The 16,415-nt window shown below is 62.9% G+C and carries 11 protein-coding genes and 3 pseudogenes; 10 read left to right on the plus strand and 4 right to left on the minus strand.

Annotated elements, in window-relative coordinates; all coding sequences use genetic code 11:
- Positions 1-819: 819 nt before the first annotated feature.
- A complete protein-coding gene (gene rpoD / locus BVER_RS19320; protein WP_050454684.1) occupies positions 820-2,823 on the plus strand; it encodes an RNA polymerase sigma factor RpoD in 2,004 nt (667 codons plus the stop codon).
- A gap of 71 nt (positions 2,824-2,894) precedes the next feature.
- Here the strand turns inward: rpoD and BVER_RS19325 are convergent, their stop codons facing one another.
- The 3 genes and pseudogenes from BVER_RS19325 to BVER_RS19335 all read right to left on the minus strand — a co-directional run bounded on the left by BVER_RS19325 (position 2,895) and on the right by BVER_RS19335 (position 5,947).
- A complete protein-coding gene (locus BVER_RS19325; protein ID WP_232316669.1) occupies positions 2,895-3,089 on the minus strand; it encodes a hypothetical protein in 195 nt (64 codons plus the stop codon).
- Between the two features lie 415 nt (positions 3,090-3,504).
- Positions 3,505-5,053, minus strand: a pseudogene (locus BVER_RS19330) (methyl-accepting chemotaxis protein).
- Positions 5,054-5,242: 189 nt separating this feature from the next.
- Positions 5,243-5,947, minus strand: coding sequence for a glutathione S-transferase N-terminal domain-containing protein (locus tag BVER_RS19335; RefSeq protein WP_050454685.1), 705 nt, complete (start codon positions 5,945-5,947; stop codon positions 5,243-5,245).
- 337 nt (positions 5,948-6,284) lie between these two features.
- Here BVER_RS19335 and BVER_RS19340 point away from each other — a divergent pair, with 337 nt between their 5' ends.
- Together BVER_RS19340 and BVER_RS19345 are read left to right on the plus strand one after the other, a co-directional pair.
- Positions 6,285-6,794 carry a hypothetical protein gene (locus tag BVER_RS19340; RefSeq protein ID WP_050454686.1) on the plus strand — a complete coding sequence of 170 codons (510 nt, stop codon included), beginning with the start codon at positions 6,285-6,287 and terminating at the stop codon, positions 6,792-6,794.
- Between the two features lie 123 nt (positions 6,795-6,917).
- Positions 6,918-7,686, plus strand: a pseudogene (locus BVER_RS19345) (SDR family oxidoreductase).
- An 8-nt stretch (positions 7,687-7,694) separates the two neighbouring features.
- Here the strand turns inward: BVER_RS19345 and BVER_RS19350 are convergent.
- Positions 7,695-7,928 (minus strand): hypothetical protein, encoded by a 234-nt coding sequence (locus BVER_RS19350; protein WP_050454687.1) that lies wholly within the window; start codon positions 7,926-7,928, stop codon positions 7,695-7,697.
- A gap of 229 nt (positions 7,929-8,157) precedes the next feature.
- Here BVER_RS19350 and BVER_RS19355 point away from each other — a divergent pair, with 229 nt between their 5' ends.
- The 7 genes and pseudogenes from BVER_RS19355 (at position 8,158) to BVER_RS19385 (ending at position 16,381) form a co-directional block, all read left to right on the plus strand.
- Positions 8,158-10,161, plus strand: a complete 2,004-nt coding sequence (locus BVER_RS19355; RefSeq protein ID WP_050454688.1) for a sigma-54-dependent Fis family transcriptional regulator — start codon at positions 8,158-8,160, stop codon at positions 10,159-10,161.
- 183 nt (positions 10,162-10,344) lie between these two features.
- The gene (locus tag BVER_RS19360) at positions 10,345-11,406 is read left to right on the plus strand and encodes an ATP-NAD kinase family protein (RefSeq protein ID WP_050454689.1); all 1,062 of its coding nucleotides are present in this window, start codon (positions 10,345-10,347) and stop codon (positions 11,404-11,406) included.
- 18 nt (positions 11,407-11,424) lie between these two features.
- Positions 11,425-12,418, plus strand: a pseudogene (locus tag BVER_RS19365) (thiamine pyrophosphate-dependent dehydrogenase E1 component subunit alpha).
- A gap of 18 nt (positions 12,419-12,436) precedes the next feature.
- On the plus strand, positions 12,437-13,453 hold the full coding sequence (locus BVER_RS19370) for an alpha-ketoacid dehydrogenase subunit beta (RefSeq protein ID WP_050454690.1): 1,017 nt from the start codon (positions 12,437-12,439) through the stop codon (positions 13,451-13,453).
- The gene (locus BVER_RS19375) at positions 13,453-14,580 is read left to right on the plus strand and encodes an acetoin dehydrogenase dihydrolipoyllysine-residue acetyltransferase subunit (RefSeq protein ID WP_050454691.1); all 1,128 of its coding nucleotides are present in this window, start codon (positions 13,453-13,455) and stop codon (positions 14,578-14,580) included. Before BVER_RS19370 ends, BVER_RS19375 begins: the two co-directional genes overlap by 1 nt.
- 118 nt (positions 14,581-14,698) lie before the next feature.
- Positions 14,699-15,442 (plus strand): lipoyl protein ligase domain-containing protein, encoded by a 744-nt coding sequence (locus tag BVER_RS19380; protein ID WP_050454692.1) that lies wholly within the window; start codon positions 14,699-14,701, stop codon positions 15,440-15,442.
- A gap of 18 nt (positions 15,443-15,460) precedes the next feature.
- Complete coding sequence (locus BVER_RS19385) at positions 15,461-16,381, plus strand: hypothetical protein (RefSeq protein ID WP_198155306.1); 921 nt, start codon at positions 15,461-15,463, stop codon at positions 16,379-16,381.
- Positions 16,382-16,415: the final 34 nt, after the last annotated feature.

Here is a 16,415-nt window from a genome sequence, read left to right on the forward strand (position 1 = left end):
TTTCAGCTCAACGTCATGCCTCAACCTCTACTCGTGCGCTGCAGACCTGGCTGAGATGTGCGTTTACGTCTGCACCAGACTGCGTCGTTGGGTCCATTCCGGCAAATTCAATTTTGCAGGCCAGACTCATTACGTCGTCTCTGACGATGGCAGTTCGATCGCTGTTACGCATCACGGCGAAGCAAGGCCACGCGTTCTTCGGGTTCGTGGGCGCGAGACTTCATGACCGCATTACGTGCAGGACACATTCGACCGCTGCAGGAATGTTCGCCTACCGCTGCATCGCGCGCGGGAGACCTCGTATCGCATGGTCTCGACAATCGCACTGAATCACCGTCGCGACTCGATGCGCTTAAGCAGCTTCTACGGACCCGACACGGCACGGCCACGGCGCTTCGAATTTCGCCACCACGGCGCCAGCTGTCGGCAACGGTAAGCATGTTGAGCGACGCAGCGATAACCGATGCAACGCTTGATAAAAAGAGGGAATGACCGCAACTACTTCAGGCAGGCATTGAAACCCGAATTCATCAGATAAAAGCACCGCGGTCGAGCATGGCAGCGCCCAACCACCTCTGCCCAAAAATTCCGCAAAAAAACCTGCTGCGTCGCAACAATTCCTGCTATACTCTTAGGTTGCGCCTGAAAAGGCGCTTGAATCACGCGTTTCGCAACCGATATGCGGAATGTGTCGTTTTGCTCGATGCGATTCTCAGCTAGCCGCCGTCCGTGGTCGAACATGTCGTCGATATCATTGCGGGCCGTTATGCTCGCCTCCGGGGACCTGTCATCGCCGAGCAAGCCTGTCGAGGAGAAAGTATGGCAAGTTTTGATCGGGAAGATTCGGATCTGGAAATCGTCGCTCCGGCGCGCAAAACCGCGGGCCGACGCGCAAGCAAGGCCAAAGGCCAGGCCGGCATCATTCCGCCCAATGCCACGATGACCGCGGAGCAGAATGAAGAACGTCAGCGCCAGATGCGCGCGCTGATTCAGTTGGGCAAGGAGCGCGGATACCTCACGCACGCCGAGATCAACGACCACCTGCCCGACAATTTCGCGGAAACGGCGGCGATGGAAACCATCGTCAGTACGTTCAACGACATGGGCGTCGCGGTCTACGAGCAGGCGCCCGACGCGGAAACGCTGCTCCTGAGCGAGAATTCGCCGACCGTCGTGTCGGACGAGCAATCGGATGAAGAAGCGGAAAATGCGCTGTCAACCGTCGATTCCGAGTTCGGCCGAACGACCGACCCGGTGCGCATGTATATGCGCGAAATGGGCGCGACCGAGCTGCTGACGCGCGCGGGCGAAATCGCCATCGCGAAGCGCATCGAAGACGGTCTGCACGAGATGATCCAGGCGATCGCCGCATGCCCGGCGACCGTCACGACCATTCTCTCGGACGCGGCGCAAGTGGAATCGGGCGAGCTGAAGATCGACGAACTGGTCGACGGCCTGAAGGAAGAAGACGAAGTCGCGGAAGACATGTCGTCGTCCGACACGACCGAATCCTCGGAAATCGATACGGATAGCGAAGATTCCGACGATGATGAGGATAGCGAAGATGATATGGACGGCGGCGATTCGGCGGCATCGAACGAAGCGCGTCCGAAGCAATTGAAGGCCGATTGCCTCGAGATTTTCGCGCGCGTCGGCGAGCTGGCCGAACAGGCAAGCAATCCGAAGGGTTCGGGCGCGGTCGCGACGAAGTCCGTCGAGAAAGCGCGCGCCGAAATCCAGCGCGAACTCGGCTCGATCCGCTTCACGGCCAAGACCATCGATCGCCTGTGCGCCGACGTGCAGCAGCAAGTCGCGCAAGTGCGTGAAATCGAGCGTCGCGTGCTGGCGATCGCCGTCGACCGTTGCGGCATGCCGCGCGAGAAGTTCGTCGAAACCTTCCGTGGTCACGAAACCGACCTCGAATGGACGATGCGCGCGGCCAACGGCGCGAAGCAGTACGGCGCGTCGCTGGAGCGCAGTCTGCCGGCGATTCAGTCGGAGCAGCAGAAGCTGATCGATATCGAAGCCGCCATCGCCATGTCGCTCACGCAGCTCAAGCTGATCAATCGTCAGATGACGGCTGCCGAGCTAAAGATACGTCAGGCCAAGCGCGAGATGATCGAGGCGAACCTGCGTCTGGTGATTTCGATCGCCAAGAAGTACGTGAATCGCGGCATGCAGTTCTTGGATCTGATCCAGGAAGGCAACATCGGTCTGATGAAGGCGGTGGACAAGTTCGAATATCGTCGCGGCTGGAAGTTCTCGACGTATGCGACGTGGTGGGTGCGTCAGGCCGTGACGCGTTCGCTGGCGGATCAAGCGCGTACGATTCGCGTGCCCGTGCACATGATCGAAACGATCAACAAGCTGAACCGCATCTCGCGCGAAATTCTGCAACAGACGGGTCAGGAAGCGCATCCGTCGGTGCTGGCCGAGCGCATGGAAATGCCCGAGGAGAAAATCCGCGGCATTCTGAAGATCGCGAAGCAGCCCGTGTCTCTGGAAACGCCGGTCGGTGAAGATGCCGACGCGACGCTTGGCGACATGATCGAAGATCAGGGCGCGACGTCGCCCGCGGAAGCGGCGGTGCATGCCAACATGCGCGCTGCCATCGACGATGCGCTCAACGCGTTGTCGCCGCGCGAGGCGAAGGTGCTGCGCATGCGCTTCGGTATCGACACGGCATCGGACTACACGCTCGAAGAATTGGGCAAGCAGTTCGACGTGACGCGCGAGCGTATTCGCCAGATCGAAAGCAAGGCGATGCGCAAGCTGATGCATCCGAGCCGCGCGGACAGGCTGCGTCCGTTCCTGGATCGCTGATCGACATTAAGTAGTTCACGCACGACCGACGCGTGCCGCCCATCAGGCGGCACGCGTTTTTTTATGCGCGATCAGCCGTGAGCGGTGCCTTTGGATTTCGCGGACGAGCACGCCTGCAGCGCGACGATCGCCTTGTGCGCCAGCGTCAATGTTTCTTCGCAGGCGTGCTTGTCGGAAAAGATCGAGCATCCGCCGCCCGCGTCGATCTTCGACACCGCGCCGCGGATTCTCGCGAGCGCGGATTGCGGCGAGCCCGCGTCCTGCACGATCGCGGCGATATCGAACGCGCTGCCGCCGTCGGTTTCGACATAGCCCGGGCAGGGCGTTTCAGCGTGCGCGAATGCACATCAATCCGACGAATATCGCCATCGCAAAACGGGGCGGGGCGCAAAAAAGTCCGACTGGAAAAGGTGTCCATAAACGTCACCATCGCGAGACATCGCAGCTGGAAAAAAGATGGGCGCGAGCGTGACGATCCGCGACACCGGGCGATGTCGGCTTGTCCACAGTTTCTGTGCACAAGCAAGTGGATATCCTGAGCACCGCCGACGCAAACCGTTGATCGACAACGCATTTTTGCCAGCGTGCGAAGTTCCCGCGTCAGATCCATTGTGAACCTGTTGCGCGCGTCATGTCGCGGCCGTCAAAAAGACGCGCGACGTGCACTTCGTTTGAACATTTTCAGACTTCGAACGCCTGGACGGTTTCGCGCAGTTCGCGCGCCTGCGTGTCCAGCGATTGCGCGGCCGTCGCCGCTTCGTTGACGAGCATCGCGTTCTGCTGCATCACGCGATCCATCTGCGAGACGGCATCGTTGACTTCGTCGATGCCCGTGCTTTGCTCGCGCGATGCGTCCGCGATCGAATCGATCAGGCCGGATACGCCGTCGACCGATGCCAGCAGATCCGCGAGCGTCGCGCCCGCGTGCTTGACCGTGTCGCCGCTCGATGCGACTTGCGCGTTGACTTCGCACGTCAGTTGCGAGATCTCCTTCGCCGCACCCGACGACCGATGCGCGAGCGCGCGCACTTCCGCCGCGACCACCGCAAAGCCGCGTCCGAGCGATCCCGCGCGCGCCGCTTCGACGGCCGCGTTCAGCGCGAGCAAATTAGTCTGGAATGCGATCGATTCGATCGTGCTGGTGATATCCGCGATCTGCGCCAAGCGCGAGGAGAGGTCCGTCATGCGGGCGATCGCATCGGCGACGGCGCGTTCGCCGTCCTTCGCGTGCGCCGATGCCTCGCGCGCGAGCAATTGCGCGCGGCTCGCGTGATCGGCGTTCGCGCGCACGGTCGAGGCGATCTGTTCCATCGTCGCCGAGGTCTGCTGCAGGCTCGCCGCGTGCTGTTCCGTGCGCGCCGACAACGCGTGATTGCCTTCCGTGATGCCCGCCGTCGCGATGCCGATCGTATCGGTTGAGCGCTTAATATCGCCGACCATCGACGCGAGTTGCGTGCGCATCGAACTCATCGCGTGCATCAGGCTGTGCGTGTCGTGGCGATTCAACGGCACATCGGTCAGCAAATCGCCTTCCGCGATGCGTCGCGCGACGTTCGCCGCCAGTTCCGGCTCGCCGCCGAGCTGGCCGATCAGCGTGCGCGCCATCGACAGACACAGCCACGCGACCAGCGCCACGCCCACGACGATGCAGCCGCCGACCGTCCACTGCACGCTGCGGCTGACCGCTTGCGCGTGGTCGTATTCCTGCTGCGCGGCCGTCAGCTGAAACGCGCGCAATTCGGTGCTTTCCTTCTTCACGCGCTTGATGATGGGATCGATCTGCTGCGTGACGATCCACTGCGCTTCCGACAAATTGTTCTCCGACAGCAAGCGCGCCGTCGGACGAAAACCCTTGTCGCGCAGCGTCGCCCAATCCTGCGCGAGCTGCTTCGCGCGCGCGGCTTCGTCGGCGTCCAGCGGATAGCGCAGATAGCGGCCGAGCAGGGCATCGACGGAATCGATCCGCTGCTGCGTCGCCTTGACGACGGCTTCGGTTTTTTTGCGCAGACGGATCGAGCACGGCATCGCCGAGCGCGAAATTGCTCTGCGTGATGAGTTCGTCGACCGTGGAGATGGTTTGCAGCGCCTGCGCGCGGCCTTCGAAGACGTGGCGCAGCGCGGCATTGCCTTGCTGGACGCCGAACAATCCCGCGCCGCCGACGACGGCAAGCACGGCGGCCACCGCGCCCGTGACGATCAGAAGGCGCGCCTTGACGGTGAGATTCGACATGTTCGATAGCGATGAAATGCGTCCATCGAACCATGCGACGGCGAGGGCGGCGGCAAGCGCGCGCCATTGATCAGACGAAAAGGTGAGAGCGCAATCTACCGGCGCAAAAAGAAGGATGTGTGACAGCGACAGGCGAGCGGACTCCGCACACGTTTGCGTGTGCGGATGCAACATAACGCGCGGGAAAACTCAGCCGCACTTCGGAATGTCGAGGCCGCGCTGGACGGCCGAACGCGCGACGAAGGCATCGAGCACGCGTTTGACGTTCGCGAAGTCGTCGAAGCTCACGAGCTCGCGCGCTTCGTAGAAGCCGATCAGATTGCGCACCCACGGAAAGGTCGCGATATCGGCGATGCCGTAGTCGTCGCCCATGATCCACGCGCGTTGGTCGAGCCGCTGATCGAGCACGTTGAGCAGACGCTTCGTCTCGGCGACGTAGCGATCGCGCGGACGCTTGTCCTCGTACTCCTTGCCGGCGAACTTATGGAAGAAGCCGAGCTGCCCGAACATCGGACCGATGCCGTCCATCTGGAACATCAGCCATTGAATCGCTTCGTAACGGCGCGCGGGATCGGCCGGCAGAAACTGGCCGCTCTTGTCGGCGAGATAGATCAGGATCGCGCCGGATTCGAACAGCGCCAGCGGCTCGCCGCCCGGCCCGTTCGGATCGATGATCGCGGGAATCTTGTTGTTCGGATTCACCGACAGAAACTCGGGCGACATCTGATCGTTCGCATCGAAGCGCACGAGATGCGGCTCGTAGGGCAGGCCGGTTTCTTCGAGCATGATCGACGCCTTCACGCCGTTCGGCGTCGGCAGCGAATAAAGCTGAATGCGCTCGGGATGCTGCGCGGGCCATTTGTGGCTGATGGGAAAGTCGGAGAGCGCGGGCATGCGGTGTCCTTCGTTGATTGAGTGGGCGAAAACAGGGACTGAGGCCGCGCGTACAGACTCGCGAGCCCAAATCGCGGGACGCTATTTCTGCCACCGCTACAGGGCGATTGTAGGAATCGCTGCAGGAAATTGAACGGGCGGCGAAGCGCATCGCGCCAGAAAAAATATCACGATCAGACCAACATCACGGGAAACGCGAGGCGTCCGCGCAAACGGCAGGTGACACAGATCACTGGCTCGCATATTGCATTGAATCCGGTGCCGCGAGAAAAAGGCGGCCCGAAACAGACGGCTTGCTCTGCAAGCTTTAATCGACGTCGTTACGTTTCCTGCTGCCATGAAAATCGCTCCTCTCGCCCAAGTCACCGCCTGCGCCGCCGTGGTCGGCGCGTCCTTCGTGCTATTGCCCGGCGTTTGCCGCGCACAGCCGCTCGAATCGCAACTCGATTGCAAGTCCAGCGCGCATCGTTTCATTGCGCCGTTGCGCGACGATCGCTCGATCGAAGCCACGCCGATGCGCGTCGAGGCGAATTCCGTCAACGCCTTCAAACCCACGCGCGGCGGCGAACTCACCGCTTACGGATATCGCGTGTATGCGGTGCTCGGCTACCAGCAAGGCGATGCGATCTTCAAGCAGGGCAGCGGCCAGCCGATCAACGATTCGGCGTACGGCGTCGTGGTGATGGCGCCATCCGATGCCGTCGAGCAGCGCGTGCGCGAATCCGGCAGCAGCGCGGTCGTGCACGAAGTCGTGCCGATGATCATGACAGCCGTCTTCTGCGACGGCAGCGCGATGCACACCGCATCGGGCACGCTGACGAAGGAAGCCGCGCGCAGCCGCCGCTGATTTTTTCGCGCATCCGTTTCGATGAATGCGGCGTCAGGCGTCGCGTTCATCGATAATGTTCTCCCTGATACATCAGTTCACGCGCGCGCGGTGTCGCGCGCATCACAACAGGAGAACGTCGATATGTCGGATGCAGCCAACCAGTCCTCACGCATTGCCATCGTCACCGGAGCGGGAAGCGGCATAGGCCGTGCGGCGGCGCTCGCGCTGCTCGCCGACGGCCGGTCTGTCGTGCTCGCGGGCCGTCGCGCCGAGCCGCTCGATGCGGTCATCGCCGAAGCCAATGCCACCGCGCACGCGCTCGCCGTGCCGACCGACGTCAGCGATCCCGGCCGCCGTCGAAAAGCTCTTCGCGGCCGCGGTCGAGCGCTTCGGTCGCGTCGATCTGCTGTTCAACAACGCGGGCCGCAGCAATCCGCCGGGACCGTTCGAGGACTGGACGCCGGAGCAATGGCAGGATGTCGTCAACGTGAATCTGAACGGCATGTTCTATTGCCTTCAACAGGCTTTCCGCACGATGAAAACGCAGACGCCGATGGGCGGCCGCCTCATCAACAACGGCTCCATTTCGGCGAGCGCGCCGCGCCCGAATTCCGCCGCGTACACGTCGACGAAACATGCCGTGCAAGGGCTGACCAAATCCGCCTCGCTCGATGGCCGCAAGTACGACATCGCGGTCGGTCAGATCGATATCGGCAACGTCTTCACCGAGCTGTCGGCGCGCATGTCGAAGGGCGTGCCGCAGGCGAACGGCGAAATCGCCATCGAACCGATGATGGACGTGAAGGTCGTCGGCCAGTCGGTTCTCTACATGGCAAATCTGCCGCTCGAAGCAAACGTGCTGTTCCATACCGTGATGGCGACGAAGATGCCGTTCGTCGGACGCGGCTAAAGCGTTTTCTATCCCGCCACGCGATACCAGACCCGGATGCCCGAATACCAGTGGCTAACGCTGGTATCGTCGCCCGCGCCGAACGTCGAGAGGCTCTCGACGTTCATCACATCGATACCATTCTCCGCAATCCACCGGTTCGCGCGCTCGACCAGCGCCGCGCCGTTCTCGTACACGTTGCCCTTGATGAGGTGATGCTGCACGACTTGTCGCTCGAAATCCTCGAAGGCAATCTTCGTCATCCTTTGTCTCCCGTGTTTTCTCGTTGTGATGCGCCTCGACAAGCGCGAATCGTCGCCGTGGATATGCTGCGCCGCAACGATCCCGCCGAATGACGCGCTGTGCCGATTCGAGCATCATATGGCCAGAGCGATGCCGCGCGCGGGCGGGTTTTCCCCCGTCATCGCGGCGCCGATATGACGCGCCAAGCACGACGACAAGCGTCAGTCCGGAGACACCAAGGAGAGCACGATGGATATGCGGCAACGCGAGCACATCGAGGCAGTCGTGGCGGTCACCACGCGTAGCGAGGCGCTCGCGCGCGGCCCCGAGGGCATCATCCAGAGTTCGTGGCGGCGTTGCGTGCATCAGTACGGGCTCGATCCGTCGCGCATGCAGGAAGCGCGCATTCTGCCGTCGACGCGGCTGCGCGAGCATCAGCAGCGTATCGACGGATTCGCGCGGATCACGCGGCACGGACTGGAAACGCTCTACGAGCAGGTCGCCGGCATGGGTTACGTCGTGCTGCTTACGGACGCGACTGGCGTGACCGTCGATTACATCGGCGATGCGAATACCGATTCGCTGCTGCGTCGCGCGGGCCTGTATCTCGGCGCGGAGTGGAGCGAGAACGGCGCGGGCACCTGCGCGGTCGGCACCGCGCTCGCAACGGGCCAGGCGCTGACGGTTCATCAGATCGATCACTTCGATGCCACGCATATTCCGCTGACCTGCACCGCCGCGCCGCTGTTCGATTCGCGCGGCGCGCTCTCCGCGATACTCGATATTTCCGCGCTTGTGTCGCCGCAAGCGCGCGACAGTCAGAATCTCGCGCTGCAACTCGTGCGCATTTACGCGCGGCATATCGAGAACGCGAACTTTCTTCGGACGCATCGGCAGGACTGGATTCTGAAGCTCAACACCGCGCCCGAATTCGTCGATGTCGATCCCGAATATCTGATCGCGCTCGATGAAGGCGGGCGCATCGTCGGACACAATCGGCGCGCGCACGAGATGCTCGCGGCGGAAATCGGCCGGCCGCTTGCGCCGGCGCTCACATCGGGCTTCGTGTCGGGCGATGCCGCGTCGCTGATCGGCGTGCGCTTCGACACGCTGTTCGATGCGCGTCTCGAAGAACTCGGCCGTTTCGTCTATTCGCGTCCGAGCGAATTGCGCGCCTTGCCGCTTTCGAAAAGCGGCGCGCTGCTGTACTTGAGCGTGATGCCGCCCGCGCCGTACTTCACGTCGACCGCTTCGACGCGCGCGACACGCGATATCGAGATTCCCGCGCCGCTGGCCGCGCTCTGCGGTGGCGATGCCGCGCTCGCGAAGCAACTCGGGCGCGCCGCCAAGCTCGTCGACTCGCCGATCAATCTGCTCGTCAACGGCGAAACCGGCAGCGGCAAGGAATATTTCGCGAAGGCGCTGCATCGCGCGAGCGCGCGGCGCGCGGGACCGTTCGTCGCGGTGAATTGCGCGGCGATTCCGGAGACGCTGATCGAAAGCGAATTGTTCAGGCATCTGCCGAACAGCTTTTCCGGCGCGGGCGCGAAGGCCAAGCGCGGCCTGATTCAGGAAGCCGACGGCGGCACGCTGTTTCTCGATGAAATCGGCGACATGCCGCGCGAACTGCAATCGCGACTTTTGCGCGTGCTGGCGGAAGGCGAAGTGCTGTCGATCGGCGCATCGCGGCCCGTGTCCGTCGACGTGCGCGTGATCTCGGCGACCCATCATTCGCTCGATGAACTGATGCGCGACGGCCGTTTTCGCGAGGATTTGTACTATCGCCTGAACGGCGCGCGCTTTACCTTGCCGCCCTTGCGCGAACGCGACGATCTCGACTGGCTGATCCACAAACTGCTCGACGGCGCGGCCACGCTGTCGCCCGCCGCGCGCGAGCTGCTGCACGCGCATGCGTGGCCGGGAAATCTGCGCGAGCTCGCCAATGTGCTGCGTTACGCCTGCGCGGTGTGCGCCGACGGTTTGATCGACGTCGACGATTTGCCGGAAGGTTTCGGCACGCCGTCCATCATTCAAACGGAAATGCAAACGGACGCGCCCGCGCTGATCGCCGACGATTTCGATCCGCATCGACTGCCGCCCGAAGGCATGTTGCTGATGCAGTATCTGCGCGCCGCGAGCTGGAACTTAAGCGCGGTCGCGCGACAGATCGGCGTGAGCCGCATGACGCTGTATCGGCGCATGTCGCGATACGGCATCAAGTCGCCGAATCAGCGCGACGCGAACGGTCACTAAAACCGCCGATACGCCTGTACTCCCGCCGATAGACCTGCCGCTGTGACACCTGTCACGGCGGCATTCGAATTCGCGCCATTCATACGCGAAAAACGCCGATTTCCTGCGGGTAATCCCGCGCTTTTGAAATTGGCATAGCGCTTGCTTTTATCCGCCGCACAAAACACAAAACGGAGACAAGGCATGCGTGAGAACGCGACGCCGCGCGTCGGCATCATCGCCAATCCTGTTTCTGCGCGCGATATCCGGCGCGTCATCGCCAACGCGAACAGCCTGCAACTGGCGGACCGCGTGAATATCGTGCTGCGGCTGCTGTCGTCGCTGGCGTCGTGCGGCATCGATCGCGTCTCGATGATGCCGGATCGCGAAGGCCTCAAAGTCATGCTTCAGCGTCATCTCGCGCGCAAGCAAGGCCCGGACGCGACGCTTGCCGCCGTCGAGTTTCTCGATATGCCAGTGACTGCGCGCGTCGACGACACCTTTCGCGCTGCGCGCATGATGCGCGAAGCCGGCGTCGATGCGCTGATCGTGCTCGGTGGCGACGGCACGCATCGCGCGGTGGTGCGCGAATGCGGCGACGTGCCGCTCACGGGTTTATCGACGGGAACGAACAACGCGTTTCCGGAGATGCGCGAGCCGACCATTTCGGGTCTCGCCACCGGTTTGTACGCGACCGGCCGCATTTCCGCGCAGGACGCGCTCGCATCGAACAAGCGGCTCGACGTCGAGATACGCGACGGCAAAGGTCAGGTGCGCCACGACATCGCGCTCATCGATGCGATCATTTCGCACGAGCAGTTTATCGGCGCGCGCGCGTTGTGGCGGATCGATCAGCTCGCCGCCGTCTATGTGTCGTACGCCGATCCGCAAGCCATCGGCATGTCGGCCATCGCCGGATTGCTCGATCCGGTCGCGCGCAGCGATCCGGGCGGACTCGTCGTCGAACTCGGCCGTCCGGACGCGTGCGAATTCACGCTGAATGCGCCGATCGCGCCGGGTCTGATGGAGCCGGTGCCGATCGCCAACTGGGCGCGTTTGGACGACGGCGTGCCGCATCGCGTGATGCAGCGCGCGGGCATCGTCGCGCTCGACGGCGAACGCAAGCTCGCCTTCAATGCGGGCGACGAAGTGACCATCACGCTCAGAGAGAACGCTTTCCGCAGTATCGACGTGGCCGCGTGCATGCGTTACGCGGCACGCTCGGGGCTGATGCGTCGGCCCGTCAGTCACACCGTAGTCCGCTAATCAACCAAGGAGACAGAGATGGCAGCACAGCATGCTGGCGGCTTGCCGCTTTCGAAGGATGAACTGCTGACCGTCTACCGCAAGATGCGCACGATCCGCGATTTCGAAGAGCGTCTGCACGTCGATTTCGGACGCGGCGACATTCCCGGCTTCGTGCATCTCTACGCGGGCGAAGAGGCGGCGGGCGTCGGCATCATGAGCCATCTGAACGATGGCGACCGCATTGCGAGCACGCATCGCGGACATGGGCATTGCATCGCGAAGGGCGTCGATCCGGTCGAGATGATGAAGGAGATCTACGGCAAGAAAGGCGGTTCGTGCAACGGCAAGGGCGGCTCGATGCATATTCGCCGATCTGTCGAAAGGGATGATGGGCGCGAACGGCATTCTCGGCGCGGGCGCGCCGCTGATTTGCGGCGCGGCGCTGGCGGCGAAGTTTCGCGGCAAGGGCGAAGTGGGCATCACCTTCACGGGCGACGGCGCGTCGAATCAGGGCACGTTTCTGGAAAGCATGAACCTCGCGGTCGTGTGGAATCTGCCGGTGATTTTCGTGATCGAGAACAACGGTTACGCGGAATCCACCGCGCGCGATTACGGCACGGCGGTCGATAGCTACGTCGATCGCGCGGCGGGCTTCGGCATTCCGGGCGTGACGGTGGACGGCACCGATTTCTTCGCCGTCTACGAAGCTGCGGGCGAAGTGATTCGACGCGCGCGCGAAGGCGGCGGGCCGTCGCTGCTCGAATGCAAGATGATCCGCTTCTACGGCCATTTCGAAGGCGATGCGCAGACCTATCGCGCGCCGGGCGAACTCGACGATATCCGCTCGAACAAGGACTGCCTGAAGAAATTCGCCCACGCCGTGACGCAGGCCGACGTGATCTCGCCGGGCGAACTCGATGCGATCGACAAGGAAGTCGCCGCATTGATCGACCGCGCGGTGACGGAGGCGAAGGAAGCGCCGCTGCCGACCGCCGCCGACCTGCTCACCGATGTCTACGTCAAATACTAAATCGAAGGAGACACAATCATGGCCCGCAAATTGAGCATGAAGATGGCGATCAACGAAGCGCTCGATCAGGAAATGCAGCGCGATCCGAGCGTGATCGTGCTGGGTGAGGATATCGTCGGCGGCGCCGGCGCGGATGGCGAGAAGGACGCGTGGGGCGGCGTGCTCGGCGTGACGAAAGGCTTGTACGCGAAGCACGGCGATCGCTTGCTGGATACGCCGTTGTCCGAATCGGCGTATGTGGGCGCTGCGATCGGCGCGGCGGCGTGCGGCATGCGCCCGGTCGCGGAACTGATGTTCATCGACTTCATGGGCGTGTGCTTCGACCAGATTTTCAATCAGGCGGCGAAGTTCCGCTACATGTTCGGCGGCAAAGCGGAAACGCCCGTCGTGATCCGCGCGATGGTCGGCGCGGGCTTTCGCGCGGCCGCGCAGCATAGCCAGATGCTGACGCCTTTGTTCACGCATATTCCCGGCCTCAAGGTCGTGTGTCCGTCGACGCCGTACGACACCAAAGGACTCCTGATTCAGGCGATCCGCGACAACGATCCGGTGATCTTCTGCGAGCACAAGAATCTGTACGGCTTCGAAGGCGAAGTGCCTGAAAATTCGTACGCGATTCCGTTCGGCGAAGCCAACATCGTGCGCGACGGCAAGGATGTGTCGATCGTCACGTATGGCCTGATGGTGCATCGCGCGTTCGAGGCGGCCGCGACGCTGGCGAAGGAAGGCATCGAAGCGGAGGTGGTCGATTTGCGCTCGCTGTCGCCGCTCGATATCGACACCGTGCTCGAAACCGTCGAGAACACGGGACGTCTCGTCGTCGTCGATGAAGCTAATCCGCGTTGCAACATCGCCACCGATATTTCCGCGCAAGTCGCTCAGCAGGCGTTCGGCGCGCTGAAGGCGGGCATCGAAATGGTGACCGCGCCGCATACGCCCGTGCCGTTCTCGCCGACGCTCGAAGATTTGTACATTCCGAGCGCCGCGCAGATCACCGACGCCGCTCGAAAAACCATGAAGGGAGGAAAGCACTGATGGCCGCAATCACACCGATCGTCATGCCGAAATGGGGCTTGTCGATGAAGGAAGGCACGGTCAACGAGTGGCTCGTGGAGGAGGGCACGGAGATCACGGTCGGCATGCCGATCCTCGATGTCGAAACCGACAAGATCGCGAACGCGGTCGAAGTGCCGGATGCCGGTTTGCTCAGACGACGCGTGGCATCGGCGGGCGATACGCTGCCGGTGAAGGCGCTGCTCGGCGTGCTTGCGCCGACAGACGTCAGCGACGCCGATATCGACGCCTACGTTTCGTCGTACGTCACGCCTGCGGAGGACGAGGGCGAAGACGAGCAAGCGGCGGCGTATCACTTCGTCGATGTCGATGGCATTCGCGTGCGCTATGCATCGCGCGGCGGCGACGATGCGGGCAAACCGGCGGTGCTGTTTATCCACGGCTTCGGCGGCGATTTCGACAACTGGCTCTTCAATCTCGATGCGCTGGCCGAGAAAAATCGCGTGTTCGCGCTCGATTTGCCGGGGCATGGGCAATCGACGCCGAAAGTGCCGGGCACGTCGTTAGCGGCGTTGAGCGAGTTCGTCGGCAAGTTTATGGATGCCGTCGATCTGCCGAAAGCCCATCTCGTCGGCCATTCGATGGGCGGCGGCATCGCGGCGCAAATGGCCGTGGATGCGCCGTCGCGCGTCGAATCGGTCGCGCTGATTTCGCCTGTCGGACTCGGCGACGAAATCAACAACGCGTACACGGAAGGTTTCGTGAAGGCCGAATCGCGGCGCGAGTTGAAGCCGGTCGTCGAATTGCTGTTCGCGAATCCGGAACTCGTCAGCCGTCAGATGCTCGACGATCTGCTGAAATACAAACGGCTCGATGGCGTCAGCGAAGCGCTGACATCGCTCGGTGACGGGTTGTTCGGCGGCGGCAAGCAGAGCGCGAGGCCGGGCGGCAAGCTAGCGGAATCGGGCAAGCCGGTGCTGGTGATTTGGGGCGAGAAGGATCAGATCATTCCCGCCGCGCACGCGAAAAACGCACCGTCCGGCGCGACGGTTCGCGTGTTCGATGACGCCGGGCATATGAGCCAGATGGAGAAAGCGAACGAGGTGAACGGGTTGTTGAAGGAGCATGTGGCGGCGAGTTCGGCCTGACTTTTTTCTCGGTTGGCTCTCACGCGCCCCGCCGGACAAGGATTCCGGCGGGGCGCGTCCGCGTTGTGCCGATAGCGGCTACCATGCTCGAATCGCGCTCGATTCCACCCTCGATGCCATGCCCTTCTCCCTGCTCGACCCCGCCACGCTCCCCGGCGATCCGCTCGACGCCGAAGAAGCGCTATTGAAGCGCGCCGCCGCCGGCGATGCCGTCGCCCACATCTGGGAAGCGCCGGTCTCGCTGATCGTGCCGCGCAGCTATCAGCGATACGCGCCGCTCGCCGACGCCCGCGCCGAATTCGCGCGACGCGGCTGTCCGGTTTCGTTGCGGCTGTCGGGCGGCGGACTCGTGCCGCAAGGGCCGGGCATCGTCAATCTGAGCCTCGCGTATCCCGTGCGCGCGACGATGGGCGCGCTATCCGAAGCGGTCTATTTGCACTTGTGCGAGATCCTCGCCGATGCGCTCAGGCCGCTCGGCGTACTGACGCATTGGCAAGCCGTCGAAGGCTCCTTTTGCGATGGCCGTTTCAACCTCGCCTGGGGGCCAGGGGACGATGCGAGAAAGATCGCCGGCACCGCGCAATACTGGCGTCGCGTGCCGCACGCCGACGCAAATGCGCCGCTTTACGCCGTGCTCGCCCATGCGGTATTACTGGTCGATGCCGATCCCGTCGAAATCAACGCACGCGCCAACGCGTTCGAAGCGATGATCGGCAGCGGCAGGCATTACGAGGACATGAAGATCGTGACCGTCGCGCAGGCTATCGCCTACGAATGCTTTCCTATGCCCGCCGATCTGCGCGCGCGCGTCCGCGATGCCCTGATCGAACGTGTGAAGAAAACGCCGCTGCCTCAATACTAAAAACGCATCGAGGTGGACATGCCGGTGAGACGTGTTGCGAACGCCTTCTTCTTTGCGTTGTGGGTCGCCGTGTGCGCGGCCGCGCCGGAATTCCTCTGGCAAGGCGTGTTCTCGCTGCTCGGCCAGTTGTCCCTGACCGATCTTGCCGCCGCGCTGTTTATCGGCGCGATTCTGGCGTTCTTCGTCGAACCGATTCTAGAGCGTCTGCGCAGCCTGCATTCGCACGCGCCGCGCCGGCCGAAGACGCCCACTTTCGCGGCGTGCGAAGCGCTGGGTTTCGCGATCGTCGCCATTTGCGTGGGCGAGGCGATCACCGTCTACGTCAACGCGGCGCATTCCAACGAGCACGCGAGCGAGAACCTGGTCGAAGCGGTATCGCTGGCGCTGCAATGGGCGGCGATGCCGTTCTTTATCGCCATCGCGTGGATCGCGGTGCGCGGCGGCAAATGGTTCGCGCGGATCATGGCGGGCGTCGCCGTGATCGCGGGCTATGTCATCGCGCTGATGTTCGGATGGGACGCGCGCTCGCTGCTGACCAGCGAGATTCCGGCGATCTTCGTGCTGATCGCGGGCAGCATCATCGTGCGCCAGCAATGGGACGCGGCGACCTTCCAGCGCTGCGCTCGCGCGACGGGCGTGATCGCGCTGACGTGGCTCGTCGTCACGGGCGCGGTGCAGGGCGTGCTGTCGCTGGCGCGCGTGGAAGCCTTCCGCATCTACGAGTGGACGGAGTTCTGGAGCGACTTGCGGTTTTATATCGGCTGGGTGATCGGGCTGTTTATCGCGCCCACGCCGTTGGCGGATGCCGCGCCGCTCGACACGATCGACGCATGCGGCATTGAGCGGTCAATAGTCGGCCCTTCAGAATTAGTCGAAGTCAAGGGTGGCAAGGGGCCGCCGGAAGATCGTGTTTCCCAGAACTCCCAGAAGCAATATTGATCTGAATGGTTTCCTGGGAGTTTGGAACTTCGCC

The sequence above is a fragment of the Candidatus Burkholderia verschuerenii genome (assembly GCF_001189365.1).
In the GTDB taxonomy this organism is placed as follows: Bacteria; Pseudomonadota; Gammaproteobacteria; order Burkholderiales; family Burkholderiaceae; genus Caballeronia; species Caballeronia verschuerenii.

Excerpts from the sequence above, each read along its gene's own strand:
- rpoD (WP_050454684.1), top strand. The coding sequence starts at position 820 with ATGGCAAGTTTTGATCGGGAAGATTCGGATCTGGAAATCGTCGCTCCG.
- BVER_RS19335 (WP_050454685.1), bottom strand. The coding sequence starts at position 5,947 with ATGCCCGCGCTCTCCGACTTTCCCATCAGCCACAAATGGCCCGCGCAG.
- BVER_RS19340 (WP_050454686.1), top strand. The coding sequence starts at position 6,285 with ATGAAAATCGCTCCTCTCGCCCAAGTCACCGCCTGCGCCGCCGTGGTC.
- BVER_RS19350 (WP_050454687.1), bottom strand. The coding sequence starts at position 7,928 with ATGACGAAGATTGCCTTCGAGGATTTCGAGCGACAAGTCGTGCAGCAT.
- BVER_RS19355 (WP_050454688.1), top strand. The coding sequence starts at position 8,158 with ATGGATATGCGGCAACGCGAGCACATCGAGGCAGTCGTGGCGGTCACC.
- BVER_RS19360 (WP_050454689.1), top strand. The coding sequence starts at position 10,345 with ATGCGTGAGAACGCGACGCCGCGCGTCGGCATCATCGCCAATCCTGTT.
- BVER_RS19370 (WP_050454690.1), top strand. The coding sequence starts at position 12,437 with ATGGCCCGCAAATTGAGCATGAAGATGGCGATCAACGAAGCGCTCGAT.
- BVER_RS19375 (WP_050454691.1), top strand. The coding sequence starts at position 13,453 with ATGGCCGCAATCACACCGATCGTCATGCCGAAATGGGGCTTGTCGATG.
- BVER_RS19380 (WP_050454692.1), top strand. The coding sequence starts at position 14,699 with ATGCCCTTCTCCCTGCTCGACCCCGCCACGCTCCCCGGCGATCCGCTC.
- BVER_RS19385 (WP_198155306.1), top strand. The coding sequence starts at position 15,461 with ATGCCGGTGAGACGTGTTGCGAACGCCTTCTTCTTTGCGTTGTGGGTC.